This window comes from Streptomyces sp. NBC_00887 (genome assembly GCF_045207585.1).
On the sequence record NZ_CP108788.1, the window covers coordinates 4,650,037 to 4,674,133 of the forward strand.

At 69.8% G+C, this 24,097-nt stretch carries 24 protein-coding genes and 1 riboswitch; of the genes, 12 read left to right on the forward strand and 12 right to left on the reverse strand.

The features are described 5' to 3' along the window. Nucleotides 1–89: 89 nt before the first annotated feature. Nucleotides 90–1,388, reverse strand: coding sequence for a sugar ABC transporter substrate-binding protein (locus OG844_RS21040; RefSeq protein WP_406392250.1), 1,299 nt, complete (start codon nt 1,386–1,388; stop codon nt 90–92). A 286-nt stretch (nt 1,389–1,674) separates the two neighbouring features. Here OG844_RS21040 and OG844_RS21045 point away from each other — a divergent pair, with 286 nt between their 5' ends. From OG844_RS21045 to OG844_RS21070, 6 genes are all read left to right on the forward strand, one after another. Further along, nucleotides 1,675–2,439, forward strand: a complete 765-nt coding sequence (locus tag OG844_RS21045) for a GntR family transcriptional regulator (protein WP_383185682.1) — start codon at nt 1,675–1,677, stop codon at nt 2,437–2,439. A 179-nt stretch (nt 2,440–2,618) separates the two neighbouring features. Next, nucleotides 2,619–2,873, forward strand: coding sequence for a DUF3311 domain-containing protein (locus tag OG844_RS21050; RefSeq protein ID WP_406392251.1), 255 nt, complete (start codon nt 2,619–2,621; stop codon nt 2,871–2,873). After that, nucleotides 2,870–4,561 (forward strand): monocarboxylate uptake permease MctP, encoded by a 1,692-nt coding sequence (gene mctP, locus OG844_RS21055; RefSeq protein ID WP_406392252.1) that lies wholly within the window; start codon nt 2,870–2,872, stop codon nt 4,559–4,561. The genes OG844_RS21050 and mctP overlap by 4 nt, the downstream gene beginning before the upstream one ends. 196 nt (nt 4,562–4,757) lie before the next feature. Then, entirely contained in the window at nt 4,758–5,258 is a 501-nt protein-coding gene (locus tag OG844_RS21060) for a GNAT family N-acetyltransferase (RefSeq protein ID WP_406392254.1), read from the forward strand. A 45-nt stretch (nt 5,259–5,303) separates the two neighbouring features. Continuing rightward, nucleotides 5,304–5,435, forward strand: a riboswitch (cobalamin riboswitch). A gap of 137 nt (nt 5,436–5,572) precedes the next feature. After that, entirely contained in the window at nt 5,573–7,975 is a 2,403-nt protein-coding gene (locus OG844_RS21065) for a ribonucleoside-diphosphate reductase subunit alpha (RefSeq protein WP_406392256.1), read from the forward strand. Continuing rightward, nucleotides 7,975–8,991 (forward strand): ribonucleotide-diphosphate reductase subunit beta, encoded by a 1,017-nt coding sequence (locus OG844_RS21070; RefSeq protein WP_385620431.1) that lies wholly within the window; start codon nt 7,975–7,977, stop codon nt 8,989–8,991. Before OG844_RS21065 ends, OG844_RS21070 begins: the two co-directional genes overlap by 1 nt. Here OG844_RS21070 and OG844_RS21075 read toward each other — a convergent pair. Beyond that, entirely contained in the window at nt 8,988–9,200 is a 213-nt protein-coding gene (locus tag OG844_RS21075) for a hypothetical protein (RefSeq protein ID WP_406392258.1), read from the reverse strand. The two genes, OG844_RS21070 and OG844_RS21075, sit on opposite strands and share 4 nt — an antisense overlap. 81 nt (nt 9,201–9,281) lie before the next feature. Between OG844_RS21075 and OG844_RS21080 the strand changes: the two genes are divergently transcribed. Continuing rightward, nucleotides 9,282–10,256, forward strand: a complete 975-nt coding sequence (locus OG844_RS21080) for a GlxA family transcriptional regulator (RefSeq protein WP_406392259.1) — start codon at nt 9,282–9,284, stop codon at nt 10,254–10,256. Nucleotides 10,257–10,328: 72 nt separating this feature from the next. Here OG844_RS21080 and OG844_RS21085 read toward each other — a convergent pair whose 3' ends face one another. From OG844_RS21085 to OG844_RS21125, 9 genes are all read right to left on the reverse strand, one after another. Further along, a complete protein-coding gene (locus tag OG844_RS21085) occupies nt 10,329–11,066 on the reverse strand; it encodes a D-Ala-D-Ala carboxypeptidase family metallohydrolase (RefSeq protein WP_406392260.1) in 738 nt (245 codons plus the stop codon). Nucleotides 11,067–11,233: 167 nt separating this feature from the next. After that, entirely contained in the window at nt 11,234–11,872 is a 639-nt protein-coding gene (gene def / locus OG844_RS21090) for a peptide deformylase (RefSeq protein WP_406392262.1), read from the reverse strand. Between the two features lie 81 nt (nt 11,873–11,953). Further along, nucleotides 11,954–12,946: a tetratricopeptide repeat protein gene (locus OG844_RS21095; RefSeq protein ID WP_406392264.1), complete on the reverse strand. Its 993-nt coding sequence runs from the start codon at nt 12,944–12,946 to the stop codon at nt 11,954–11,956. A gap of 91 nt (nt 12,947–13,037) precedes the next feature. Beyond that, nucleotides 13,038–14,300 carry an HD-GYP domain-containing protein gene (locus OG844_RS21100; protein WP_406392266.1) on the reverse strand — a complete coding sequence of 421 codons (1,263 nt, stop codon included), beginning with the start codon at nt 14,298–14,300 and terminating at the stop codon, nt 13,038–13,040. Next, a complete protein-coding gene (locus OG844_RS21105) occupies nt 14,297–15,685 on the reverse strand; it encodes an HD-GYP domain-containing protein (RefSeq protein WP_406392267.1) in 1,389 nt (462 codons plus the stop codon). Before OG844_RS21105 ends, OG844_RS21100 begins: the two co-directional genes overlap by 4 nt. A 158-nt stretch (nt 15,686–15,843) precedes the next feature. Then, nucleotides 15,844–16,161 (reverse strand): mycothiol system anti-sigma-R factor, encoded by a 318-nt coding sequence (rsrA, locus tag OG844_RS21110; protein WP_406392269.1) that lies wholly within the window; start codon nt 16,159–16,161, stop codon nt 15,844–15,846. Then, on the reverse strand, nt 16,158–16,814 hold the full coding sequence (locus OG844_RS21115; RefSeq protein WP_329215066.1) for a sigma-70 family RNA polymerase sigma factor: 657 nt from the start codon (nt 16,812–16,814) through the stop codon (nt 16,158–16,160). The genes rsrA and OG844_RS21115 overlap by 4 nt, the downstream gene beginning before the upstream one ends. Before the next feature lie 304 nt (nt 16,815–17,118). Further along, nucleotides 17,119–17,778, reverse strand: coding sequence for an alpha/beta family hydrolase (locus OG844_RS21120; protein WP_406392271.1), 660 nt, complete (start codon nt 17,776–17,778; stop codon nt 17,119–17,121). A 9-nt stretch (nt 17,779–17,787) separates the two neighbouring features. Next, nucleotides 17,788–18,603 carry an SOS response-associated peptidase gene (locus tag OG844_RS21125; RefSeq protein ID WP_406392272.1) on the reverse strand — a complete coding sequence of 272 codons (816 nt, stop codon included), beginning with the start codon at nt 18,601–18,603 and terminating at the stop codon, nt 17,788–17,790. Nucleotides 18,604–18,677: 74 nt separating this feature from the next. Here OG844_RS21125 and OG844_RS21130 point away from each other — a divergent pair, with 74 nt between their 5' ends. From OG844_RS21130 to OG844_RS21145, 4 genes are all read left to right on the forward strand, one after another. Further along, nucleotides 18,678–19,391, forward strand: a complete 714-nt coding sequence (locus OG844_RS21130) for a M50 family metallopeptidase (RefSeq protein WP_384612160.1) — start codon at nt 18,678–18,680, stop codon at nt 19,389–19,391. 103 nt (nt 19,392–19,494) lie between these two features. Continuing rightward, entirely contained in the window at nt 19,495–20,874 is a 1,380-nt protein-coding gene (gene aroA / locus OG844_RS21135) for a 3-phosphoshikimate 1-carboxyvinyltransferase (protein ID WP_406392274.1), read from the forward strand. A gap of 4 nt (nt 20,875–20,878) precedes the next feature. Next, nucleotides 20,879–21,895, forward strand: a complete 1,017-nt coding sequence (gene rsgA / locus OG844_RS21140; RefSeq protein WP_329207568.1) for a ribosome small subunit-dependent GTPase A — start codon at nt 20,879–20,881, stop codon at nt 21,893–21,895. A 108-nt stretch (nt 21,896–22,003) separates the two neighbouring features. Continuing rightward, nucleotides 22,004–22,327 carry a multidrug efflux SMR transporter gene (locus OG844_RS21145; RefSeq protein WP_277328279.1) on the forward strand — a complete coding sequence of 108 codons (324 nt, stop codon included), beginning with the start codon at nt 22,004–22,006 and terminating at the stop codon, nt 22,325–22,327. A 34-nt stretch (nt 22,328–22,361) separates the two neighbouring features. Here OG844_RS21145 and OG844_RS21150 read toward each other — a convergent pair whose 3' ends face one another. Next, a complete protein-coding gene (locus tag OG844_RS21150) occupies nt 22,362–22,976 on the reverse strand; it encodes a TetR/AcrR family transcriptional regulator (protein WP_406392276.1) in 615 nt (204 codons plus the stop codon). Nucleotides 22,977–23,120: 144 nt separating this feature from the next. On the opposite strand from OG844_RS21150, the gene hisN reads away from it, so the two are divergent. Further along, nucleotides 23,121–23,921, forward strand: a complete 801-nt coding sequence (gene hisN, locus OG844_RS21155) for a histidinol-phosphatase (RefSeq protein WP_329207573.1) — start codon at nt 23,121–23,123, stop codon at nt 23,919–23,921. Nucleotides 23,922–24,097: the final 176 nt, after the last annotated feature.

Consider the following 24,097-nt stretch of genomic DNA (forward strand, 5'->3'; position numbering starts at 1 on the left):
CCGGAAACACGGCGTTCTCTACCTACGAAAGAAAGGGGGCGGGGACCCGGTGTCGCGGGCCCCCGCCTGGAGAGCCGAAGGCTCAGGGACTACTTGTTGATCAGCTCGTTGATCTTGCCGTCGGCCTTCTTGGCGGCGTCGGCGACCGAGGCTCCCTTGAGGATCTCCAGGAGCATGTTCTCCAGGACCTCCTCCTTCTCGATCGAGGTCCAGCCCGGCGCGATCGGCGTGAACCAGGCGTCCGGCACCGCGTTGGCGACGGCGGCGGTCTCCGGCTTGGCCTTCAGCGGCTCGAGCTGCTTCTCGTTGTTCGGGAGGATGTTCTTGGAGGCGAGCACCTCCTGCGACTTCTCACTCGTGAAGAGGGAGATCCACTCCTGACCCAGGTCGGTGACCTTCGACTTCGCGGTCACCGCGAGGTCGGAACCACCGATGAAGGACGGGAGCGCCTTGCCGTTCGGGCCGGGCATGCCGGCCGTCCCGATCTTGTCCTTGAGCTTCGGGTTGCCGTTGTTCGCACCGTCGACGACGGACCCGGCCTCCCAGCCGTTGCCGTACAGCAGGGCCGCCTTCTCGTTGGCCATGACGTTGGCGTGGTCCTGCTCGTCCTTCGTCTGGTCGGCCTTGTTGTACTTCTTGACCAGGTTGATGAAGTGCTCGATGCCCTTCTGGGACTCGGCGGAGGAAAGGTTGCCCTTCCACTCCTTCGCACCCTCGTCGTACTCGGCGATGGAGCCGCCGTACGCCGCGACGTAGGAGGCGGCCGCGTACCAGTAACGGCCCGGCAGGTAGAGGGACGAGAAGCGCTTGTCCTTCTTGCCGTACTCGGCCTGGACCTTGTCCAGGGCGGCGAGCAGCTCGTCCTCGGTCTGCGGCAGCACGTCGCTGCCGGTGCCCTTCTTGAGCATGTCCTTGTTGTAAATGGCGACACGGGCACCGGCGTAGTAAGGCACGCAGAACTGCTTGCCCTCAAAGGTGCAGGTGTCCTTCAGACCCTTGATCCAGGTGTCCGAGTTGTCGTACTTCTTGGGGTCGATCTCGGCCAGTGCGCCGTTCAGGATGTACTGCATCGTCTCGGTGTTGCCGAGCTCGACGACATCCGGGAACTTGTCGCCACCGAGAGCGGTGTCGAGCTTCTTGGCCTTGTCGGCCCACTGCTGGTACTGGACGTTGACCTTGACCTTGGGATACTTCGCCTTGAACTGCGCGTTGACATCCTTGACCAGCTCCGGCCAGGTGCTCTGCGCGTCAACCATGAGCCAGACCGTCAGGCTCTCGGTACGGTCCTTGGGATCCTTCGAAGCGTTGTCACCACTGTCCCCACCACACGCCGCGATACCGGTCATCATCGCTGCGACGCCTACTGCCGCTATGAGCTTGCGCTTCATGCCACACCCTCCTCAGGGATACCAGCAACCCCCCGCCCACCGCGGAAATGTACGACCAGTACTGCCTGTGGGTCTGGGACCTGGTCTTTAATGGTTTAGACCAGTACCGGGAGCTTGGCCTAGACCTTTAGGGGTGTCAAGGGTGTATAAGAAGTGCACTCGCGTCCGTTATAGGACCGACATCTAAGGGAGGGCGACGACCCGTGACCGGACCGTGCCACCATGTGAGCCGCGACAGACGGAGGAGCCGGTGACGGCAGCAACGCAGCAGTCGGGAAGGCGGGCCATGGGTGCCGACGGGGCCAGCAGTACGAGCGAGACCGGCGCGGGTGCGCGAACGGCGCGCGTCCCGAAGTATTACCGGCTCAAGCGCCATCTCCTCGACATGACCGACACCTTGCCGCCGGGCACGCCGGTGCCGCCCGAGCGGACCTTGGCGGCCGAGTTCGACACCTCGCGCACCACCGTGCGCCAGGCCCTCCAGGAACTGGTCGTCGAGGGCCGGCTGGAGCGCATCCAGGGCAAGGGCACGTTCGTCGCGAAGCCGAAGGTGTCCCAGGCGCTGCAGCTCACCTCGTACACCGAGGACATGCGCGCCCAGGGCCTGGAGCCCACGTCCCAACTGCTGGACATCGGTTACGTCACAGCGGACGACACGCTCGCCGGGCTGCTCGACATCACGGCGGGCGGACGGGTGCTGCGCATCGAACGGCTCCGGCTGGCGAGCGGCGAGCCCATGGCCATCGAGACCACCCACCTCTCCGCCAAACGCTTTCCCGCGCTGCGCCGTTCGCTGGTGAAGTACACCTCTCTCTACACCGCGCTGGCTGAGGTGTACGACGTCCGGCTCGCCGAGGCCGAGGAGACCATCGAGACCTCTCTCGCCACCCCGCGCGAGGCAGGGCTGCTCGGTACGGACGTCGGACTGCCGATGCTCATGCTGTCCCGGCATTCGATCGACGGACACGGCGAGCCGGTGGAGTGGGTCCGCTCGGTGTACCGCGGCGACCGCTACAAGTTCGTGGCCCGTCTGAAGCGGCCCACCGACTGAGAAAAGCCCGGAATGCGGAAATATGACTGATCCCCCTGCAGGCGCAGGGGAATCAGTCATTCCGGGCGACGCCGGACCGTTGCAGGACCGCAATGCGGACGGGGGTGACGGTTGCCGGAGCCCTCGCCTAGATTTCGTGCGCATTGCCATCGGTGATCAGCGAGGGACGGAGTCGCCACATGCCGGAAGTTACAGACGCGAAACGACCAACAGTGACACCCACAAGGGTGATTATCGCCCTTTGTCTTATCGCGCCGTTCGTGGCGATGCTCTGGGTGGGCTCGTACGCGAAGGTCGATCCGACCTTTATCGGCATCCCGTTCTTCTACTGGTACCAGATGCTCTGGGTGTTCGTCTCGACCGCTCTCACGATGGTCGCGTACAAGCTGTGGCAGCGTGACCAGCGCTCCCGCAAGGGAGGTGCGTCAGCATGAAGGACGGCGTGAACGGCGTCGCACTCGCCGTATTCGTATTCTTCTTCCTGGCCGTCACGGTCATCGGATTCATGGCCTCACGCTGGCGCAAGGCCGAGAACGAGGCGAGCCTCGACGAATGGGGCCTGGGCGGACGGTCGTTCGGCACCTGGGTCACCTGGTTCCTGCTCGGCGGTGACCTCTACACGGCGTACACCTTCGTCGCGGTCCCCGCAGCGATCTACGCGGCGGGCGCGGCCGGCTTCTTCGCCGTCCCGTACACGATCCTCGTCTACCCGCTGATCTTCACCTTCCTGCCGCGGCTGTGGTCGGTCTCGCACAAGCACGGCTACGTGACCACCTCGGACTTCGTCCGCGGACGCTTCGGCTCGAAGGGGCTGTCGCTGGCGGTCGCCGTCACCGGCATCCTCGCCACGATGCCGTACATCGCCCTCCAGCTCGTCGGCATCCAGGCCGTGCTGGACGTCATGGGCGTCGGCGGCGGCGAGACCACGCACTGGTTCGTCAAGGACCTGCCGCTGCTGATCGCGTTCGCCGTACTCGCCGCGTACACCTACTCCTCGGGACTGCGCGCGCCCGCACTGATCGCGTTCGTCAAGGACGGCCTGATCTATCTGGTCATCGCCGTCGCCATCATCTACATCCCCATCAAACTCGGCGGATTCGACGACATCTTCGCCAAGGCGGGCGAAGCCTTCGCGCAGACGAACGAGGCAACGGGCAAGCCACGCGGTGCTCTCGTGCCCGGCGACTTGGGTCAATGGGGTTATGCCACGCTGGCCCTGGGCTCGGCGCTGGCGCTCTTCATGTACCCGCACTCCATCACGGCGACGCTCTCCAGCCGCAGCCGTGACGTGATCCGGCGCAACACCACGATCCTGCCGCTGTATTCGCTGATGCTCGGCCTGCTGGCCCTGCTCGGCTTCATGGCGATCGCCGCCGGAGTGAAGGTGGACAACGGCCAGCTGGCCATTCCGCAGCTGTTCGAGAACATGTTCCCCGACTGGTTCGCCGGTGTGGCCTTCGCCGCGATAGGCATCGGTGCGCTGGTGCCCGCGGCGATCATGTCGATCGCCGCGGCGAACCTCTTCACCCGCAACATCTACAAGGACTTCATCAAACCCGATGCGACCCCGGCCCAGGAGACCAAGGTCTCCAAGCTGGTCTCGCTCCTGGTCAAGGTCGGTGCACTCGCCTTCGTCCTCACCATGGACAAGACGGTCGCGATCAACTTCCAGCTGCTCGGCGGGATCTGGATCCTCCAGACGATGCCGGCCCTGGTGGGCGGCCTGTTCACCCGGTGGTTCCACCGCTGGGCCCTGATCGCGGGCTGGGCGGTCGGCATGATCTACGGCACGGTCGCCGCGTACGGGGTCGCCAGCCCGACCCAGAAGCACTTCGGCGGGTCCTCGAAGGAGATCCCCGGCATCGGCGAGATCGGCTACATCGGTCTGACCGCGTTCGTGCTGAACGTCGTCGTGGTGCTCGTACTGACCGTCGTCCTGAACGCGCTGAAGGCACCGGTCGGGATCGACGAGACCTCCCCGTCCGACTACACGGCGGACGCGGGCGACCCGGGCGTCAAGGTGGAGCTCCCGCCGGCCACCGTGGGCGCCCCGGGCGGCGGTCCCACCGTGGGTGCCCAGGGCGGCGGTCCGGCCGTGGAGGCCGCGGGCGGCGGTCACTGACCCCGCCTTTCGGGAGCAGGTTCCGGAGCGGGCCGCCGCGTCCCCGAGGGGCGCGGCGGCCCACTGCGTTCCGGGCCGCCGCCAAGGAGTCCGGCTCGCCGTGGAAGGAGTCCGGGCCGCCCCTCCGCTCCGCCACGTGTCCGGCCCGCCGTCAAGGGGTTCGACCCTCGCCTCCGCCTGCGGCAGACTCCCGCCCATGGACATCGTGATCAGGCCCGTCGGCCTCCAGGAGCACGAGGCGCTGGCCGGCATCACCGCCGAGGCGTACCTCGCCGACGACCTGCTGGACTTCGGCGCCGACGACCCCTATCTGACGGAACTGCGCGCGGTCGGCCGCCGGGCCGCCGAGGCGGAGGTACTTGTCGCGGTGGACGATGAGGGCACACTGCTCGGCGGTGTGACCTACGCGGCGCCCGGCAGCCCGTGGGCGGACATCGCCGGGGTGGACGAGGCCGAATTCCGGATGCTGGCCGTCTCCCGCGAAGCCCGTGGACGCGGGGCGGGAGAGGCGCTCGTACGGGCCTGTATCGACCGGGCACGGGCCACGGAGGGCGTCTCCGGTCTCGTCCTGTCGACGCAGCAGGCCATGCTCGGCGCTCATCGGATCTACCGGCGCCTGGGTTTCGTACGGACTCCGGCACGGGACTGGAAGCCCGTCGAGCACATCTCGCTCCTGACATTCCGCCTGGAGCTCTGACCGAGCGCGACACAACATGTGGGGGCTGCCGTGCCCGGCGGCCCCCACATGTATGCTCATGCTCGCTGTCTCCGCAGGGGAATCCGGTGCGAATCCGGAACTGTCCCGCAACGGTGTGATCGGTGTGCTTCTACGCACCCGGAAGTCCGAAGACCTGCTGACAGCGCGTCCGGCTCGACCGAACCGGACGCCCGACGTCCGGGCCTCGCGGAGGGCCGGTGGACGCCGTGCGCAGTGCTGCCCCCTTCCCGGGTACCGCCCTGCCCGGCTGCCCCCGCTCCCGCCGGCCCCGAGCCGAGCGAGGGGTAGTCCCAGTGACCATCGCGCCAGCCGATCCGGTTTCAGCGGTCGATTCAGCCGAGTCCGCGCACGCCACGCCCGACGGGCCCGGTACCGCACTGCTGCGGACCCTGACCGACCTCACCGTCGATCTGCCCGACACCGACCCCGGACGGGTCGCCGCCGCCGCGCTGCGCGGCCGCAACGCCCGGTCGGACGAGGCCGAACTGCGCTCGCTGGCCACCGAGGCCGCCGCGGGCCTGATCTCCGAGGACCCCGCCTACTCCCGGCTCGCCGCACGGCTCCTCACCCGAACCATCGCGGACGAGGCCGCCGGCCAGGGCGCTGTCTCCTTCTCCGCCTCGGTCGCCGTCGGCCACCGCGAGGGCCTGATCGCGGACCGTACGGCAGAGTTCGTCACGCTGCACGCGGACGCCCTCGACGCGCTGACCGGGCAGGCTCTCGCCGACGGCGCCGACGACCGTTTCGGCTACTTCGGGCTGCGGACGCTGTTCAGCCGCTACCTGCTGCGCCATCCGCTCACCCGCCAGGTCATCGAGACACCGCAGCACTTCATGCTCCGGGTGGCCGCCGGCCTCGCCGAGGACTCCTCCGAGCGCGCCCTGGACGAAGTCGCCTCGCTGTACGGGCTGATGAGCCGGCTCGACTACCTGCCCTCCTCGCCCACCCTGTTCAACTCAGGTACCCGGCACCCGCAGATGTCCTCCTGCTATCTGCTGGACTCCCCGCTGGACGAGCTCGACTCGATCTACGACCGCTACCACCAGGTGGCGCGGCTGTCCAAGCACGCCGGCGGCATCGGCCTCTCGTACTCCCGGATCCGCGCCCGGGGTTCGCTGATCCGTGGCACCAACGGGCACTCCAACGGCATCGTGCCCTTCCTGAAGACGCTCGACGCCTCGGTCGCCGCGGTCAACCAGGGGGGCCGCCGCAAGGGCGCCGCCGCCGTCTACCTGGAGACCTGGCACGCGGACATCGAGGAGTTCCTGGAGCTGCGCGACAACACGGGCGAGGACCAGCGCCGCACGCACAACCTGAATCTGGCGCACTGGATCCCCGACGAGTTCATGCGCCGTGTCGACGCGGACACCGAGTGGTCGCTGTTCTCCCCGGCCGACACCCCCGAACTGGTCGACCTGTGGGGCGACGAGTTCGACGCCGCCTACCGTGCGGCGGAGGCCAAGGGCCTGGCCCGCAGGACGATGCCCGCCCGTGAGCTGTACGGCCGGATGATGCGGACGCTCGCCCAGACCGGTCAGGGCTGGATGACGTTCAAGGACGCCTCCAACCGGACCGCGAACCAGACCGCCGAACCGGGCAGGGTCGTGCACTCGTCGAACCTGTGCACGGAGATCCTCGAGGTCACCGACGACGGCGAGACGGCCGTCTGCAACCTGGGTTCGGTCAACCTCGGCGCGTTCGTCGTCGGCGGGGAGATGGACTGGGAGCGGCTGGACGCCACGGTCCGTACCGCCGTGACCTTCCTCGACCGCGTGGTGGACATCAACTTCTACCCGACCGAGCAGGCAGGCCGCTCCAACGCCCGCTGGCGTCCGGTGGGCCTGGGTGCGATGGGCCTGCAGGACGTCTTCTTCCAGCTGCGGCTGCCCTTCGACTCGCCCGAGGCCCGCGCGCTCTCCACGAGGATCTCCGAGCGGATCATGCTGGCCGCGTACGAGGCGTCGTGCGACCTCGCGGAGCGTTCGGGCCCGCTGCCCGCCTGGTCCGAGACGCGCGCCGCCCGCGGTGTGCTGCACCCCGACCACTACGACACCGAGCTGAACTGGCCGGAGCGCTGGGACGCGCTGCGTGCCCGGGTCGCGAGGACCGGGATGCGCAACTCGCTGCTGCTCGCCATCGCGCCGACGGCGACGATCGCCTCGATCGCAGGTGTGTACGAGTGCATCGAGCCGCAGGTCTCCAACCTCTTCAAGCGCGAGACGCTCAGCGGTGAGTTCCTCCAGGTCAACGCGTACCTGGTGGACGAGCTGAAGAAGCTCGGCGTGTGGGACGCGCGGACCCGGGAGGCGCTGCGCGAGGCGAGCGGCTCGGTGCAGGGCTTCGCCTGGATCCCCGAGGAGGTGCGTGCGCTGTACCGCACGGCGTGGGAGATCCCGCAGCGCGGCCTGATCGACATGGCGGCGGCCCGTACGCCGTTCCTCGACCAGAGCCAGTCACTGAACCTGTTCCTGGAGACGCCGACGATCGGCAAGCTCTCCTCGATGTACGCGTACGCCTGGAAGCAGGGGCTGAAGACGACGTACTACCTGCGCTCGCGTCCGGCCACCCGGATCGCCCGTGCGGCGTCCGGGACGGCCGCCGCCGCGCCCATTCCCGTACAGCAGGCTTCGGCGCCCGACGCGGACGCCATCGCCTGCTCGCTCGAAAACCCCGAGTCCTGCGAGGCCTGCCAGTAATGAGTTCCGACACCACCAAGAACCTGCTCGACCCGGGCTTCGAGCTGACCCTGCGCCCCATGCGCTACCCGGACTTCTACGAGCGCTACCGGGACGCGATCAAGAACACCTGGACGGTGGAGGAGGTCGACCTCCACTCCGACGTCTCCGACCTGGCCAAGCTCTCCCCCGGCGAGCAGCACATGATCGGCCGGCTCGTCGCGTTCTTCGCGACCGGTGACTCGATCGTCTCCAACAACCTGGTGCTGACGCTGTACAAGCACATCAACTCCCCGGAGGCGCGGCTGTACCTGTCGCGTCAGCTGTTCGAGGAGGCGGTGCACGTCCAGTTCTATCTGACGCTGCTCGACACCTATCTGCCCGATCCGGAGGACCGTGCGGCGGCGTTCGACGCGGTCGAGGAGATCCCCTCCATCCGCGAGAAGGCGCAGTTCTGCTTCAAGTGGATCAACGAGGTCGAGAAGCTCGACCGCCTGGAGACGCAGGCCGACCGCCGTCGCTTCCTGCTGAATCTGATCTGCTTCGCGGCGTGCATCGAGGGACTGTTCTTCTACGGCGCCTTCGCGTACGTGTACTGGTTCCGCTCGCGCGGCCTGCTGCACGGCCTGGCCACGGGCACCAACTGGGTCTTCCGCGACGAGACCATGCACATGAACTTCGCGTTCGAGGTCGTGGACACCGTCCGCAAGGAGGAGCCCGAGCTCTTCGACGACGCCCTCCAGCAGCAGGTCACCGACATGCTGAAGGAAGCCGTCGAGGCGGAGCTGCAGTTCGGCCGCGATCTGTGCGGCGAGGGACTGCCCGGAATGAACACGGAGTCGATGCGCCAGTACCTGGAGTGCGTCGCCGACCAGCGGCTCACCCGGCTCGGCTTCCCGCCGCTCTACGGCTCCGAGAACCCCTTCTCGTTCATGGAGCTGCAGGGCGTCCAGGAGCTGACGAACTTCTTCGAGCGCCGGCCCTCCGCGTACCAGGTGGCGGTGGAGGGGTCGGTCGGCTTCGACGACGACTTCTAGATCCTCGCCCAGGACCTGAGGTACGGGCGCCGCGTGGCCGTGACCGGCTGCGCGGCGCCTGCCGTTTCCGGGGGCTGCGCGGTCCGCTGCCGTTCCGCGTCCCGCAGCTCGCGGTCGATCCGGCGCTCCCGTGCGAGCCCGGCGAGTGCGGGCAGCAGGACGAAGGCGAAGAGTGCGGCTGTGGCCAGGTAGTTCAGGAATGTGTTCATGGCTCCACTGTCGTCCGTGCGAGCGGATTCGGTCAGTGGCAGGACTGTCATAGAGCATCGAATTACTGCCACACTGTCGCCATGCTGAAGAATGTCGCCGCTCTGCTGCTCGACGAGGTCCACCCCTTCGAACTCGGCGTGCTGTGCGAGGTGTTCGGACTCGACCGCTCCGACGAGGGGCTGCCGGTCCACGACTTCGCGGTCGTCTCCGCCGAGGGCCCGGTCCTGCGGACGCACGCCGGGTTCACCATCAGCACGCCGTACGGGCTGGACCGGCTGGAGGAGGCCGACCTCATCGCCGTACCGGCGGGCAGCCACTTCATGGAGCGGGAGTACCCCGAGGAGGTCCTGGACGCCCTGCGCCGGGCCGTGGAGCGGGGAGCGCGGGTGCTGAGCGTCTGCTCCGGCGCGTACGTCCTCGGCGCGGCCGGGCTGCTGGACGGCCGCCGCTGCACCACCCACTGGCGCCATGCGGCCGAGCTGGCCCGTCGCTTCCCGAAGGCGATCGTGGAGCCGGACGTGCTCTATGTGGACGAGGGGCCGGTCATCTCGTCGGCGGGAACGGCGGCGGGGATCGACGCCTGTCTGCATCTGGTCCGCCAGGCGCACGGGCCGGCTGTCGCCAATGCCATCGCCCGCCGCATGGTGGTGCCGCCGCACCGGGACGGCGGCCAGGCCCAGTACATCAAGCGCCCGCTGCCCCGCACCCGGTGCGACACGGTCGGGGACACGCTCGCCTGGATGGAGGCCCACCTCGACCAGGAGATGACCGTCGAGCAGCTGGCCGCGCAGTCGCACATGTCGCCCCGCACGTTCGCGCGCCGCTTCCAGCAGGAGACGGGCACCACCCCGTACCGCTGGCTGCTGCGGCAGCGCGTGCTGCTGGCGCAGCACCTGCTGGAGACCTCGGACGAGACCATGGACACGATCGCCGGGCGGACCGGTTTCGGGAACGCGGCGGCGCTGCGCCATCAGTTCGTGCGCTCGCTGGGAACGACGCCGAACGCCTACCGCCGCACGTTCCGGGGGCCCGTCGCCGTGACCGACGCGGCCTGAACCGCGAACGGCGGTGCCCCGCCCGGGAGATGATGCGGTCCCGGACGGGGCAGGCCGGCGGTGCGTGTGCGATCAGATGCCGCACTGGGAGGCCGACCAGAAGTGGCTCGGCCCCTGGTTCACGTGGATGTGGTCGCTGTGCCCGGCGTAGCCCGGGCCGAGGATCCCGTTGAACCCGTGGTTGCGGGCCTGCTTGGCGATGGTGCACAGCGAGTGCGGTCCGGAACCGAGGTCGACCGCGTCGCCGTACAGATGACGGCTGTTCGTCGCCCCACCGACGGCGGAGTTGCAGGAGGTCGACCGGAAGCCGCTCGTGACACGGATGGACTGGTCACCGAGCGCGTGCCGCAGCGCCTCCAGCTTCCACATGGAGCTCAGCGCGTTGGCCTTGGCCGTGCCTGCGGCCACGGCCCCGCCGGCCCAGGTGCTGTTGCACGTGTTGAGCTCGGGGTAGGTGAAGTGGATCGGGGTGCAGTCGTCGTCCTGGAGCGCGTAGAGCTTGGACTGCGTGGCCGGTCCGGCGATGCCGTCCGCGGCGAGGCCGTAGGCCGACTGGAAGCGCTTGACCGCGGCCGTGGTCGCGGGGCCGTACGAGCCGTCGATGGCGAGTACGGAGTTGTACCCCGGGTAGCCGGACACCCGGATCTGGAGCTGGGTGACATCGGCCCCGGAGGCTCCGGAGGACAGGGTGCGGGTCCAGGTGTAGCAGCCGTCGGCCTGCGCGGGGCCTGCGGTGACGATGGCCCCGCCCACAGCGAAGGCCATGGTCATGACAAGACCGAGCAGCAGATGTGCGGTACGTCTGAGCATGGGTTCTCCCAACCACGGTGAGGTGTAGGGGTGAGCCTGTCGGACGAGTCGACGCGCGTCAACTACCCCATGAGAAACATTGGTTGGCGGTTGAATACCATCTGCCGGGGCAACGGGAAGGCCCTGCCGCCGACTCACCGGCAGCAGGGCCATGACCCGGGGACGGCTCAGCCGTTCGCGACGACCTCGTAGCGCGGCGTGCCCTCGTCCATCTGTCGAAGCGCGTCCTTGCGGTCCCGCTTCGAGAGCCGGTCGATGTACAGGTACCCGTACAGGTGGTCCGTCTCGTGCTGGAGGCAGCGCGCGAAGTACCCGCTGCCCCGCACCTTCACCGCGTTGCCCTTGGCGTCCTGGCCGCGCACCACCGCGTAGTCCGGGCGGGCCAGTGCGGCGTACGCCGTCGGGACCGAGAGGCAGCCCTCGTTGGAGTCGTCGAGGATGCGCTCCTCCGGCGCCAGCTCCTCGAGCACAGGGTTGCAGATCGCGCCGACGTGCCGCACACCGTCGTCGTCGGGGCAGTCGTAGACGAAGACCTTGAGGTCCACACCGATCTGGTTGGCGGCCAGGCCCACGCCCTCGGCCGCCCGCTGGCTGGCGAACATGTCGTCGATCAGCTGTGCGAGCTCGTCACCGAACTCCGTGACGTCTCTGCACTCCTTGTGCAGCACCGGGTTGCCCACGACCGTGATCGGGCGGGAGGTGCCGCGCTCGCGGTACGCCGCCTCGCGCGCCTCGCAGTCCTCGGTGTCCACGAGGAACCCCTCGTCGTCCACGCCGACCTGCTCGTCCGTCTCCTGCTGCGACATGTCCGCCGTATGCCTTCCTGCAAACCTGAAACCAGTGAGAACCGCACCGGAATCGGTGCCCGTACAGCCTACGGGCACCGGTCAGCAGACTTCTTCCAGATCGCGCCACTCACGGCTGTCCGGGCTGTCGGCGACCCAGCTGTCCAGCAGCCCGCGCACGAGCCCGGCCGGCGCCGCTATGCCGCATTCACGCTCCGGAACCCAGAGGTCGCCCGCTGTGCGGTGGCCCAGCGGGCCCGGGTGGCCCGGTTCGCTGTGGTCGTGCGGGTCCAGGTGCTCCCCGTCGCCCTCGTCGCTCTCCATCGGGCTCTCCGAACAGGCCCGGCACAGGAGCCGTACGGAGGACGACCAGTCCTCCGCTGCGAAACCGGCATCGGAGGCGAGCTGCTCCAGCGCGTCCCGGTCCACCTCCTCGGCGGCTTCCAGGAGCACCACCCAGGTGGGTACGGGAGAGGGCGCCCACAGCTCGATCTCGTCGAACACGGGGTAGGACGGGCCCGCCGCCGTGATCCGCTCGCCGTTCGGCACCCCGTCGTGCAGGACGACCTCGCCCCAGCGCCGGCCGGAGGACGGCAGCGGGATCGACAGCACTTCCATCCGCGCAGGATCGAGCCTGCGGCCCCAGACGACCTCGGCCTCGCCCTCGGGCGACAGCCGTACCGCCGCGCTGCCCAGCTCCATGCCCGTCGGCTCACTGTTTGCCGCCGCGTTGTACTGACCGCTGCCCGGCACCGTGAGGCCGTACGCCTGCCAGGCCCGGCGCGCCAGGGGCCAGTCCTGCAGTGCGGTGGCCGCGATCCCGACGTTCCACCAGTCGGGGGCGCCGGACTCCCTGTCGAGCAGGGCCACGGCACGCAGGCCCGCCGCCCTGGCCTGTTCCCAGTCGTGCCGGAACTTGTGCAGCAGCGCCAGATTGAACCAGGACTCCGAGAGCCAGGGCTCCAGATCCGCCGCGCGCGTCAGCAGCGCCCCCGCGTCCTCGTACCGGCCGTCGCCGATCAGCGTGAACGCGCGGTCCGTGGCCTGCCGCCAAGAGGCGGATGGCCGATGCCGTACCTTCCCGAAGATCCTCACGATTCCCGCCTGTCCCGACTGGACACCCTCGTTTTCCGCTCTCCTTCGCATCCAACCATGCCCGGCCGGACGCTCGCTCATTACCCATGGGTTACCCAGACCGGACCGGGGTCAGACCGCCTCGTGCCAGGACTCTGGCCAGCGCTTCGACCACCTGCGGCTGGTGGTCACGGCCGGTGCCGAGCCTGAGCTGCTCCAGCGCCCCCAAGGGACCACTGACGCCTTCCCCGCACAGGTCGTCGTACGCATTGACCGTGCGGACGATCCTGGCCGCGATCGGCTGGTCCCGGTACGGATCGGCCTGCTGCTCCACGACCACCGCCACCTCGGTGTCCACTCCGGTCTGCCTGACCACGGCGCCGCCGAGCAGCGCGATCCGGCGCTGCTCGGCGGGCGGCAGCCCGGCGGTCGCGCCGTCGGGCACCGGATCGACGAGCGAGAGCTGGCCGATGTCGTGCATCAGCGCCGCGTACTCCAGGACGGTCAGCTCGGGGCCGGCCAGGCCGAGCTCCCTCCCGACTGCGGTGGAGAGCTCGGCGACCCTGCGGGCATGGCCGTGCCGGGTGTATCCGGCGATCTCCGTGGACCTGGCCAGCGAGGTGATCGTCTGGCGGTAGGTCGTGCGGACGGCGGCGTACCGGCGGAAGGACACCTGGGTGAGCAGCAGCGGGACGCACAGGACAGGCAGCGTCCAGAGCCCGCCGACGGCGACGCCGAGCGCCATGACGGCACCGGTCGCGCAGACGGCCGAGCCGATGCCGCTGAGGGCCCGGAGCTCCTCACGGAGCAGGGGGCCGTACGGGTATCGGGTGCGGGAGTGCAGCAGCAGGGCGGCGAGGACGGCGTCGCACAGGGCGGTGAGGAGCAACAGCAGAAGCAGGAAGAGCGCGAAGTACGGTCCTTCGCCGAACCAGAGCGAGGTGCGCCCCGAGTTGAAGAGCGGCTGGAAACACACCGCGGCGAAGGCGACAGCCAGGATGCGGCGGGCCACCCGGTCGGGTCCCGGTCCGCTGCCGCGCGCCAGCTGCGGCACCGAGGCGAGCAGCTGCGCCGCGGCGACGACGGTGATCACCTGGAGGACGCCGTGCGCGCTGGGTTCCCCGGCGCTGCGCCCGAGCAGCGCGTACGCAAGCGCTCCTGCCGCCCCGAGCGGCGCGGGCTCCCGCTCGCCCGGCAGGGCGCCCCAGCGGGCCAGCTCGCCCACGGTGACGAGGACTCCGAAGGCGAGCGCGTGCCCGGGTTCGACGACACCGTTCCACAGGGTGTGGCCGAGCGCGACGACGGCGAGGGCGAGCGCGGCGCCACGGACGGCGAGGACGGCCGGGGGCAGCGAAGGGCGGCTGAGCAGACTCACCGGAGCCGTCCGTGCCTGTCCCCGGTGCCTGCGACGGACGACGGCTTCCCCGACCGCTGGCGGGGCACACCGAACGCCTCCTCGTCCGAGGTGACCGCGTTGGACGCCGAGGACCAGCCGTGCCGGTCCAGGGCCTTCGCGAGCGCCCGCACCATCCGCAGGTCGAACTGGCTGCCGGCGCAGCGCTCCAGCTCCTCCACGGCCGCAGGAACGGGGCGTCCACGCCGGTAGGAGCGGGTCGAGGTCATCGCGTCGAAGGCGTCGGCGACGGCCACGACCCGGGCGAACTCGGGGATCTCGTCACCGGTGAGGCCGTACGGATAGCCGCTGCCGTCGAGCCGTTCGTGGTGGTGGAGGATCGCGGCGCGCGCCTCGTCGAGGAAGCCGATGCCCCGGACGATCTCGTGCCCGTACTCCGGATGCAGCTCGATGACCCGGCGCTCCTCGGGAGTCAGCGGACCGTCCTTGCGCAGCACCCGCGTCGGAACGCCCAGCTTGCCGACATCGTGCAGGATCCCGGCGAAGCGGAGCGCCTCCATGCGCTCCTCCTCCATGCCGAGCTCACGGGCGATCAGCTCGGAGGCCCGCCCCACCCGCTCACTGTGCCCGCGGGTGTACTTGTCCTTGATGTCGACGGCCTGGACCAGCGCGCGGATGGTGGCGCGGTGGGCGGCGTGCTGACGGTGGTACTGGGCGAACACCCAGCAGGAGATGTACATCGGCAGCAGGACGACGAGCGCGGACACCGGCCCGTACGAGCTGCGCCAGAGGACGGCCATCATCAGCCCGGCCAGCGCGTGCACCAGATGCGGCCCCAGTGAGCTCGCCGGCAGTCCGCGCCAGGCGTGCCGCAGCGGCACGCGCTCGGCCGCGGCGAGGATGCCCCCGTCCAGCGCGGCCAGGACGAGGCTGAAGACGAGCGCCGAGGCGCAGGCGGGAAACAGGGCGTACGGGAGGTCGGGCACCGTACCGCCGCCGGGGCCACCGAGCGTGACCGGGCCCCCGAGCGCGGTGTGGACCGACGAGGCCGCCCACACCGCGAGGGAGAGCTGTGCGGCCCGCCAGACGCGGCGGGCGGCCGCCGGCGGCTGTTCGACCCGGCCGGCCAGCGACCCGGGTACCGCGACCATGACGGCGGCGGCGGGCGGCAGCAGGAAGGCGGCGGCGAGCAGCAGGGGGAAGAAGGATCCGGCGGTGACCGGGACGGAACTGCCGAAGAAGGGGCAGCGCCCGGGCAGCTCACAGCCCAGGTAGAGCGCCGTGAGAAGGGCGAGAGTGCCCCAGGGGGTGCCCGCCCCGGGGGACAGCGCCGGCAGGGCGCAGATGACGGAGCAGATCAGCGCGGCCAGAATGTATGCGCGCGCCGCCCCCGGTGTGCTCCTCACCCGTACCGCCCGCCCCCATCCTGGTCAATGAAGGCGCCAGGCTAGCGAGTTGGGCGTGCGCAGGGGCCCCGGTCGACGGGATTAGCACATTCGGGTGACAGTGCCGGGGTTCCGGCGCTCGACGAAGGGTGCGTGACGGCGGCGCCGGACGGCAGACGTCACTCGGCGGTGGCGGACCGTTCCGCCCCGCCCATCGCGACATCCTGCTCCGGGACGGCCTGTCCCGAACGGATCAGGTCGATCCGCCCCATCACCTTCGAGCGCAGGTCGGTCGGGACGTCGTCCTGGCCGCAGCAGCGCTTCACCAGCTTCTTCACGGCCTGCTCCAGGCCGTACTTCTCGAGGCACGGGGAGCACTCCTCGAAGTGCACCTCGAACTTGGTGCAGTCGCCCTCGGGCATCTCATGGTCGAGGAACTCATAGAGATGATCGAGAACCTCTGAGCAATCCGTCTCGTGCGGCTCTCCGCAGCTCATGAGGTCGAGCCTTTCCTGTCGTCCGACTCCCCGGCACCGGCCGGGACGAGCCCGCGCTCACGCGCGTAGTCCTCCAGCATGCCGCGCAGCTGACGGCGTCCCCGGTGCAGGCGGGACATCACCGTACCGATGGGGGTCCCCATGATGTCCGCGATCTCCTTGTACGCAAAGCCCTCTACGTCGGCGAGATACACGGCGATGCGGAACTCTTCGGGGATCGACTGCAGCGCGGACTTCACATCGGAGTCCGGCAGGTGGTCCAGCGCCTGGGACTCCGCCGAGCGCAGACCGGTCGACATGTGCGACTCGGCACGTGCCAGCTGCCAGTCCTCGATCTCCTCGGCGGCACTCCGCTGGGGTTCGCGCTGCTTCTTGCGGTACGAGTTGATGAATGTGTTCGTGAGGATGCGGTACATCCACGCCTTGAGGTTCGTGCCCTCACGGAACTGGTGGAAGGAGCCGTACGCCTTGGCGTACGTCTCCTGGACCAGGTCCTCGGCGTCGGCGGGGTTGCGCGTCATGCGCAGCGCGGCCGAGTACATCTGGTCGAGAAATCCGAGGGCGTCCCGCTCGAAGCGCGCGTTGCGCTCGGCGGTCGTCTCCTCCGCACGGCCGTCGTCGGTCCCTGTGTCGGTCCCAGTGACCGGACCCACCTCCTCCAACGATGTGGCGGAACCGAAACCGGACCCGCTCGCCTCGGAGAATAGTCGACCTTGCTTCGACGCGGGCTGTCGATCCGGTCCGCCGACGGCGCGCTCGGGAGTGGTCTTGGCCGCGTGCAGGACCGTCCACTCCAGGTCAGCTGTGTTCGAGCGGCGCGGGCAGATGGTCGAACCCATGCGACGGACTCCCTCTCCACGTAGGACTTTCTTGTACCGACGTCCCGAACAACAGCGGCCCCGCACGCCGCATTCCCGGGGCCCCGCCGGTGCCGGGGAGGTGGCCGGAACCACGTGGCTAGGCGAGTCCGTCCAGCCACTCGGCCGCCGCACCGGTGAGGAGCTCCATGGCCTGATCCTGGGTCAGAGGGGCCTTCTTGGGAACGGCGAAACCGTGGTCCCCGTACGGCACCTCGACGATCCGGTGCTCCCCCGGAGGGAACTCCTCGGGTCGTCCGAACGGGTCGCGCCCGCCCTGCACGACCAGGACGGGCACGCCCGCCCCCAGCAGCTCGTCCTTGCGGGACTTCTCCGGTCTGCCCGGCGGGTGCAGCGGAAAGCTCAGCGCGAGCACCGCGTGAGCACCGAGCTCCGTCGCCGTACGGCAGGCCACCCGGGCCCCCGCGCTGCGCCCCCCGGCGACGACGGGCAGCCCCGGGGCGGTCAGCGCGGGCCACAGTCCGCGCCAGCCCGTGTCCAGGGTCCGGGGAGCGGGCGCGAGCTTCTTCCCCGCCACCCGCCAGGGCTGCTCCACCAGGGCGACGCTCACCCGGTGGCCGGGGAGCACGGCGGCGAGGGCCTGGAGATCGCGGGCCTCGATGCCGCCGCCCGCTCCGTGGCTCACGGCGAGCACCAGCCGGGCATCCTCGGCGGGCCACCAGGTGATCCTGGCCACTCCGGCTTCCGTATCGACCGTCTCGGTCCACTGCGCTGTCTCTGCACGGGTCACGGGCCCCATCCTGACGGGTCAGAAGAGCGTGCTCACCTCCGGCGCGGCCAGCTCCTCCAGCAGTTCCGGGCCGTTGTTGCGGACGTTGCTGACCGTCGTGGCCACCGGGTAGGCCCGCATGAGCCCTCCGGGCGGCGGTGCCAACAGGGACTTCAGCTCCGCGATATCGGTGTGCGCAGGGTCGAGCCAGTCGTCCCAGCGGTCGGGGGTGAGCATCAGGGGCATCCGGGGGTGGATGTCGGCGAGCGCGGCGGGCCCCTCGGCGGGGGCCACGGCCAGCGGGGACGTCTCCGCCTCCGTCGTGATCACGGAGCAGGTCACCCACCAGGACTGCGGATGGTCGTCGGGCAGGGTCCGGTCCCGCCAGAACTCGTACAGACCCGCCATCGCGAAGACCGCGCCGTCCGCCGGTGTGACGAAGTAGGGCTGCTTACGGGGGCGTTTCCGCTTCCCCGTCTCCTCCAGCTGCCGCTCGTCGGCGCCGGTGACCCACTCGTAGTAGCCGTCCGCGGGAAGGATGCAGCGCCTCGACACGAAGGGGCGGCGGAAGGAGGGCTTCTCGTGGACGGTCTCCGCGCGGGCGTTGATCATGCGGGCGCCGCCTTCGGGCGACTTCGACCAGGACGGTACGAGGCCCCACTTCAGGGTGCGCAGCTGGCGAACCGGACGCTGGTCCTCTGCGTCCTTCACAGGACGCTCCAGAACCGCGTAGACCTCTTTGGTCGGCGCCACGTTCCAGTCCGGCTCCAGGGTCTCGGTGGGTTCCCACTTCTCGACCCCGAAGAGCCCGGTCAGGTCCTCGGGCCGCCGACTCGCTGCAAACCGTCCGCACATAAGTGCCAGACTGCCACGACCGTCATGTCGAGTGGACGCCAATACCTCAAGTACCTCAAGGAGCCGCCCGCACCATGGACAGCACCGAACTGGGCGATCTGTGGGATCGCGTCTTCGGCACCCAGCCGGCGCCCGAGCAGTGGCTCGTGGTCGTGACGGCCACGGTGGCGCTCATCGCCGTCGTGCCGAACCTCATATGGCGGCTCTCCCGGAACGCGATCACCATCGCGCACGAGGGCGGCCACGGACTGGTGGCCCTGCTCACCGGTCGGCAGCTCTCCGGAATCCGGCTGCACTCCGACACCAGCGGGCTGACCGTCAGCCGCGGCAAGCCGACCGGCGCCGGCATGATCCTCACGGCGGCGGCCGGGTACACCGCGCCTCCGCTGCTGGGGCTGGGTGGTGCCTGGCTGCTCACCAACGGCCGGATCACCCTTCTCCTGTGGCTGGCGACCGCGCTGCTCGCGGTGATGCTGGTGATGATCCGCAATCTGTACGGGGCGCTGACCGTCATCCTCACGGGTGCGGCCTTCCTGCTGGTGTCCTGGCTGACGTCGGCCGCTGTCCAGTCGGCGTTCGCGTACACCGTGGTCTGGTTCCTCCTGCTCGGCGGAGTCCGCCCGGCGTTCGAGCTGCAGTCCAAGCGCCGGCACGGCGGTGCGCCGGACTCCGACGCCGACCAGCTCTCCAGGCTGACGCACGCACCGGCCGCGATGTGGCTCCTCCTCTTTCACGCGGTGTCGCTCTGCTCGCTGATCGGCGGCGGACGCTGGCTGCTCGGACTGTGACGGCACGGAACGCCCCGCCGTGTGTACCACCCTTGCGTTACATCACTATTTCGTCCCATTTGATCTGGATCTGGGTTTGCGGTGTGCCACTAAAGTGAGGGCCATGACCGAAAGTTCCGTGCACCCCGCCCTCTGGCCCGCCCCGCTTGCCGGCGGAGCCGTCGACGCGACCGTCACCGTGCCCGGATCGAAATCGGTCACCAACCGCGCCCTCGTCCTCGCCTCCCTCTCCTCCGAGCCGGGCTGGCTGCGCCGCCCACTGCGCTCCCGGGACACCCTTCTGATGGCACAGGCGCTCCGTGTGATGGGCGTCGGAATCGAGGAGGGCGTCGGCCCGGACGGTTCCGGCGAGGCGTGGCGGGTCATTCCGGCAGGCCTGCACGGCCCGGCCACGGTCGACGTCGGCAACGCGGGAACGGTCATGCGCTTCCTGCCGCCCGTGGCCTGCCTGGCGGACGGCCCGGTCCACTTCGACGGCGACCCCCGTTCCTACGAGCGTCCCCTGAACGGCGTGATCGGCGCCCTCCGGGCGCTGGGCGCCCGGATCGACGACGACGGGCGCGGGGCACTGCCGCTGACCGTCCACGGCGCGGGCGCGCTGGACGGGGGCCCGGTGGCCATCGACGCCTCCTCGTCCTCCCAGTTCGTCTCCGCCCTGCTGCTGTCGGCGCCTCGCTTCAACCAGGGGGTCGAAGTACGCCACACAGGGTCGGCCCTGCCCTCCATGCCGCACATCCGGATGACCGTCGACATGCTGCGCGCGGTCGGCGCCCAGGTCGACGAGCCGGAGACAGGGGGCGAGCCCGACGTCTGGCGGGTCTCCCCCTCCGCGCTGCTGGGCCGCGACCTGACCGTCGAGCCGGACCTGTCCAACGCCCAGCCGTTCCTCGCGGCCGCCCTGGTCACCGGCGGCCGGGTCACGGTCCCCGACTGGCCGCAGCGCACCACCCAGCCGGGTGACGCGCTGCGCGAGATCCTCACCGCGATGGGCGGCAGCTGCGAACTGACGGAGCGCGGTCTCACCTTCACAGGATCGGGCCGCGTCCACGGCATCGACATCGACCTGAGCGAGGTCGGCGAACTCACCCCGGGCATCGCCGCACTCGCCGCACTCGCCGACTCCCCCTCCACGCTGAGCGGCGTCGCCCATCTGCGGCTGCACGAGACGGACCGGCTGGCCGCTCTGACGAAGGAGATCAACGGCCTGGGCGGTGACGTCACCGAGACCGCCGACGGACTGCTGATCCGTCCGCGCCCGCTGCACGGCGGCACCTTCCACACGTACGACGACCACAGGATGGCGACGGCGGGCGCGATCATCGGCCTCGCCGTCGCGGGGGTGGAGATCGAGAACGTCGGCACGACGGCGAAGACGCTGCCGGACTTCCCCGAGATGTGGGCCGGCATGCTCGGTGAACCCTCCGGAACGGTCGGCGTCTCGCCGGGAGCACTCGGGGCGTCCCCGGGAAAGCGCGAGGTCTGAGGACATGCGCCGCTACGGGAAGAACCCGGACGAGGACGACATCCGCGTCCGCCCCAACCGCAAGGGCAACCGGCCTCGCACACACACCCGTCCGAAGCACGAGGACGCCCAGGACGGCATGGTCCTCACCGTCGACCGCGGCCGGCTCACCTGCCTCGTCGACGGGCGCACCGTGATGGCGATGAAGGCCCGCGAGCTGGGCCGCAAGGCCGCAGTCGTGGGAGACATGGTCTCCATCGTCGGCGACCTCTCCGGCGACAAGGACACGCTGGCCCGCATCGTCCGCATCGGCGAGCGCCGCTCGGTCCTGCGCCGTACCGCTGACGACGACGATCCGTACGAACGGGTGGTGGTCGCCAACGCCGATCAGCTGGCCATCGTCACCGCGCTCGCCGACCCGGAACCCCGCCCCCGCATGATCGACCGCTGTCTGGTGGCGGCGTACGACGGCGGGCTCACCCCGCTCCTCGTCCTGACCAAGTCCGACCTGGCGTCACCGGACAAGCTCCTGGAGGCGTATACCCCGCTGGGTGTCCCGTACATCGTGACCAGCCGCGAGGAACTGGAGAACGGTGACGCGGCCGACCGGGTGCGGGAGCTGCTCAACGACCGGGTGACCGCATTCGTCGGGCACTCCGGAGTCGGCAAGACGACCCTGGTCAACGCCCTGGTGCCGAAGGACCGACGGCGTACGACCGGTGTGGTCAACGCCGTCACGGGCCGCGGCAGGCACACCACCACGTCGGCGCTCGCGCTGCCGCTGCCGGACGACCGCGGCTGGGTGGTCGACACCCCGGGTGTCCGCTCGTTCGGGCTGCACCACGTCGACCCGTCCCGGGTCATCAACGCGTTCCCCGATCTGCAGCCGGGTACGGAGAACTGCCCGCGCGGCTGCACCCATGACGACCGGGAGCCCGAATGCGCCCTGGACGCCTGGGTCTCGGAAGGGCACGCGGATCCCGCACGGCTCGATTCCCTGCGGCGGCTGCTCTCGACCAGGGAGCGGCGCGAGGGGGACTGAGGGACGGCGGCCCGCACGACTCGCCACGTTTGCGAGCTCCCACAACTGGTAAGTGCATAATCGCGTCAAGCGAGACGAAGCAGTCACCTACGGGGGAGGCACCTGACGATGGCGTGGTTGCTGGTCGTGGTCGCAGGACTGCTCGAGACCGGCTTCGCCGTGTGTCTGAAGCTCTCGCACGGATTCACCCGGCTGTGGCCGACGATCGCGTTCTGCGTGTTCGCGCTCGGAAGCTTCGGGCTGCTGACGCTGTCCCTCAAGAAGCTCGATGTCGGCCCCGCCTACGCGGTGTGGACGGGTATCGGCGCGGCAGGCACCGCGATCTACGGGATGGTCTTCCTCGACGACGTGGTCTCCACACTCAAGCTCATCTCGATCTCGCTGGTGATCGTCGGTGTGATCGGCCTGCAGTTGTCGGGCTCCTCCCACTGAGCGTCCGTACACCCCGCACACCGCACCGCGGGTTTCAGCGTGCCGGGTGCCGCGCCAGGGCCTCGCGCACCAGCGTCACCGCGTCCGCCCCGACCGGGGACGGTGCGGGGACCGCCGGCACCATCGCGTAGGAGAGGGCAAGACGGAGCGCGATCTCGCAGGTCAGCGCCAGTTCCGCGGCGTCCTGCGGAGAGCTCTGGAGCGCGGCCACTGCCCGGTCCCGGACGAGCGCGAGCAGCTCCGTGGGCGTCGGCAGCGCGGCATCGGCCCGGCGTTGCGCGGGCACGACCGACGACGACGGCCCGGTAGCCACGGGCCGGGGTAACCGGTCCCCCCAGAATCCCGTGAGCAGGGCCTTGACCAGGTCGTTCGCCCGGGCGGCGCGCACCGTCCAGAGGGCGAGCTCCGCGGGTCCCGCTCCCGCGGTCCCGTGCGCGCGAAGGGCCCGTTCCGCCCCGGCCAGATAGCCGTCGGCTGCGCGCCGGATCAGGGCGCGGGCCAGGCCGTCCTTGCTGCCGAACTCGTTGTAGAGGGTCTGCCGGGAGACCCCGGCGGCGGCTGCCACGTCGATCATGCGCACCGCCGTCCACGGCAGCGTGGAGAGTGCCGACAGTGCCGCGTCCAGCAGGGCTTCTCGCGCTGCAGGCATCGTTGCCTCCCACGCCCGGGAATCTGCGATTCAGAGTTGACGCGCTCCCTCGCACTGTCAAGGGTCCGCGCACCGGCTTCCCCGCAGCGCTCCTGCGCACGGGGCCGTGTAGCCCGCACGGGTGCCTGTGGATACTGTGACGGCATGCCCGACTACCACGATGATCTGCGCCTCGCCCACGTGCTGGCGGATGCCGCCGACGCGACGACGATGGACCGGTTCAAGGCTCTGGACCTCAAGGTCGAGACGAAGCCGGACATGACACCGGTGAGCGAGGCCGACAAGGCCGCCGAGGAGCTGATCCGCGGCCACCTCCATCGGGCCCGCCCACGCGACGCGATTCTGGGCGAGGAGTACGGCATCGAGGGGACCGGTCCGCGCCGCTGGGTGATCGACCCGATCGACGGTACGAAGAACTACGTGCGCGGGGTGCCGGTCTGGGCGACGCTGATCTCTCTGATGGAGGCGGGTGAGGACGGCTTCCAGCCGGTGGTCGGCGTGGTGTCCGCGCCCGCGCTGAACCGGCGCTGGTGGGCGGCGAAGGGCGCCGGAGCGTTCTCCGGCCGCAGTCTGACCTCCGCGACCCGGCTGCACGTGTCGAAGGTGGAGCGCATTGCGGACGCGTCGCTCGCCTATTCCTCGCTGACCGGGTGGGAGGAGCAGGGCCGGCTCGACGGCTTCCTGGATCTGACCCGGGCCTGCTGGCGCACCCGCGGTTACGGGGACTTCTGGCCGTACATGATGGTCGCCGAGGGATCGGTCGACATCTGCGCGGAGCCGGAGCTCTCGCTCTGGGACATGGCGGCGAACGCGATCATCGTCCAGGAGGCGGGCGGTCAGTTCACCAGCCTGGACGGGGTCCCCGGTCCGGGCGGCGGCAACGCGGCGGCTTCGAACGGAACGCTCCACCACGAACTTCTGGGTTATCTGAACCAGCGCTACTGACCGGGCGGGACCGGCCTTCCGAGGCGGTCCACCGCCTGAGCAGCCATGCCGGGAGCCCGGGCGGGCGCACCGGAACGACGAGGGGCGTGCCGCACCACCGCACGCCCCTCGAACGGTCTTCGCCACCCCTTGTTGCCGCCCCCCATCGGTGCGACTCTGAGAGTCCCCCTACTTGT

Bases quoted from the DNA above. Each gene is read 5' to 3' on its own strand.
- OG844_RS21040 (WP_406392250.1), bottom strand. From the start codon at position 1,388: ATGAAGCGCAAGCTCATAGCGGCAGTAGGCGTCGCAGCGATGATGACC.
- OG844_RS21045 (WP_383185682.1), top strand. From the start codon at position 1,675: ATGGGTGCCGACGGGGCCAGCAGTACGAGCGAGACCGGCGCGGGTGCG.
- OG844_RS21050 (WP_406392251.1), top strand. From the start codon at position 2,619: ATGCCGGAAGTTACAGACGCGAAACGACCAACAGTGACACCCACAAGG.
- mctP (WP_406392252.1), top strand. From the start codon at position 2,870: ATGAAGGACGGCGTGAACGGCGTCGCACTCGCCGTATTCGTATTCTTC.
- OG844_RS21060 (WP_406392254.1), top strand. From the start codon at position 4,758: ATGGACATCGTGATCAGGCCCGTCGGCCTCCAGGAGCACGAGGCGCTG.
- OG844_RS21070 (WP_385620431.1), top strand. From the start codon at position 7,975: ATGAGTTCCGACACCACCAAGAACCTGCTCGACCCGGGCTTCGAGCTG.
- OG844_RS21075 (WP_406392258.1), bottom strand. From the start codon at position 9,200: ATGAACACATTCCTGAACTACCTGGCCACAGCCGCACTCTTCGCCTTC.
- OG844_RS21080 (WP_406392259.1), top strand. From the start codon at position 9,282: ATGCTGAAGAATGTCGCCGCTCTGCTGCTCGACGAGGTCCACCCCTTC.
- OG844_RS21085 (WP_406392260.1), bottom strand. From the start codon at position 11,066: ATGCTCAGACGTACCGCACATCTGCTGCTCGGTCTTGTCATGACCATG.
- def (WP_406392262.1), bottom strand. From the start codon at position 11,872: ATGTCGCAGCAGGAGACGGACGAGCAGGTCGGCGTGGACGACGAGGGG.
- rsrA (WP_406392269.1), bottom strand. From the start codon at position 16,161: ATGAGCTGCGGAGAGCCGCACGAGACGGATTGCTCAGAGGTTCTCGAT.
- OG844_RS21120 (WP_406392271.1), bottom strand. From the start codon at position 17,778: ATGGGGCCCGTGACCCGTGCAGAGACAGCGCAGTGGACCGAGACGGTC.
- OG844_RS21125 (WP_406392272.1), bottom strand. From the start codon at position 18,603: ATGTGCGGACGGTTTGCAGCGAGTCGGCGGCCCGAGGACCTGACCGGG.
- OG844_RS21130 (WP_384612160.1), top strand. From the start codon at position 18,678: ATGGACAGCACCGAACTGGGCGATCTGTGGGATCGCGTCTTCGGCACC.
- aroA (WP_406392274.1), top strand. From the start codon at position 19,495: ATGACCGAAAGTTCCGTGCACCCCGCCCTCTGGCCCGCCCCGCTTGCC.
- rsgA (WP_329207568.1), top strand. From the start codon at position 20,879: ATGCGCCGCTACGGGAAGAACCCGGACGAGGACGACATCCGCGTCCGC.
- OG844_RS21145 (WP_277328279.1), top strand. From the start codon at position 22,004: ATGGCGTGGTTGCTGGTCGTGGTCGCAGGACTGCTCGAGACCGGCTTC.
- OG844_RS21150 (WP_406392276.1), bottom strand. From the start codon at position 22,976: ATGCCTGCAGCGCGAGAAGCCCTGCTGGACGCGGCACTGTCGGCACTC.
- hisN (WP_329207573.1), top strand. From the start codon at position 23,121: ATGCCCGACTACCACGATGATCTGCGCCTCGCCCACGTGCTGGCGGAT.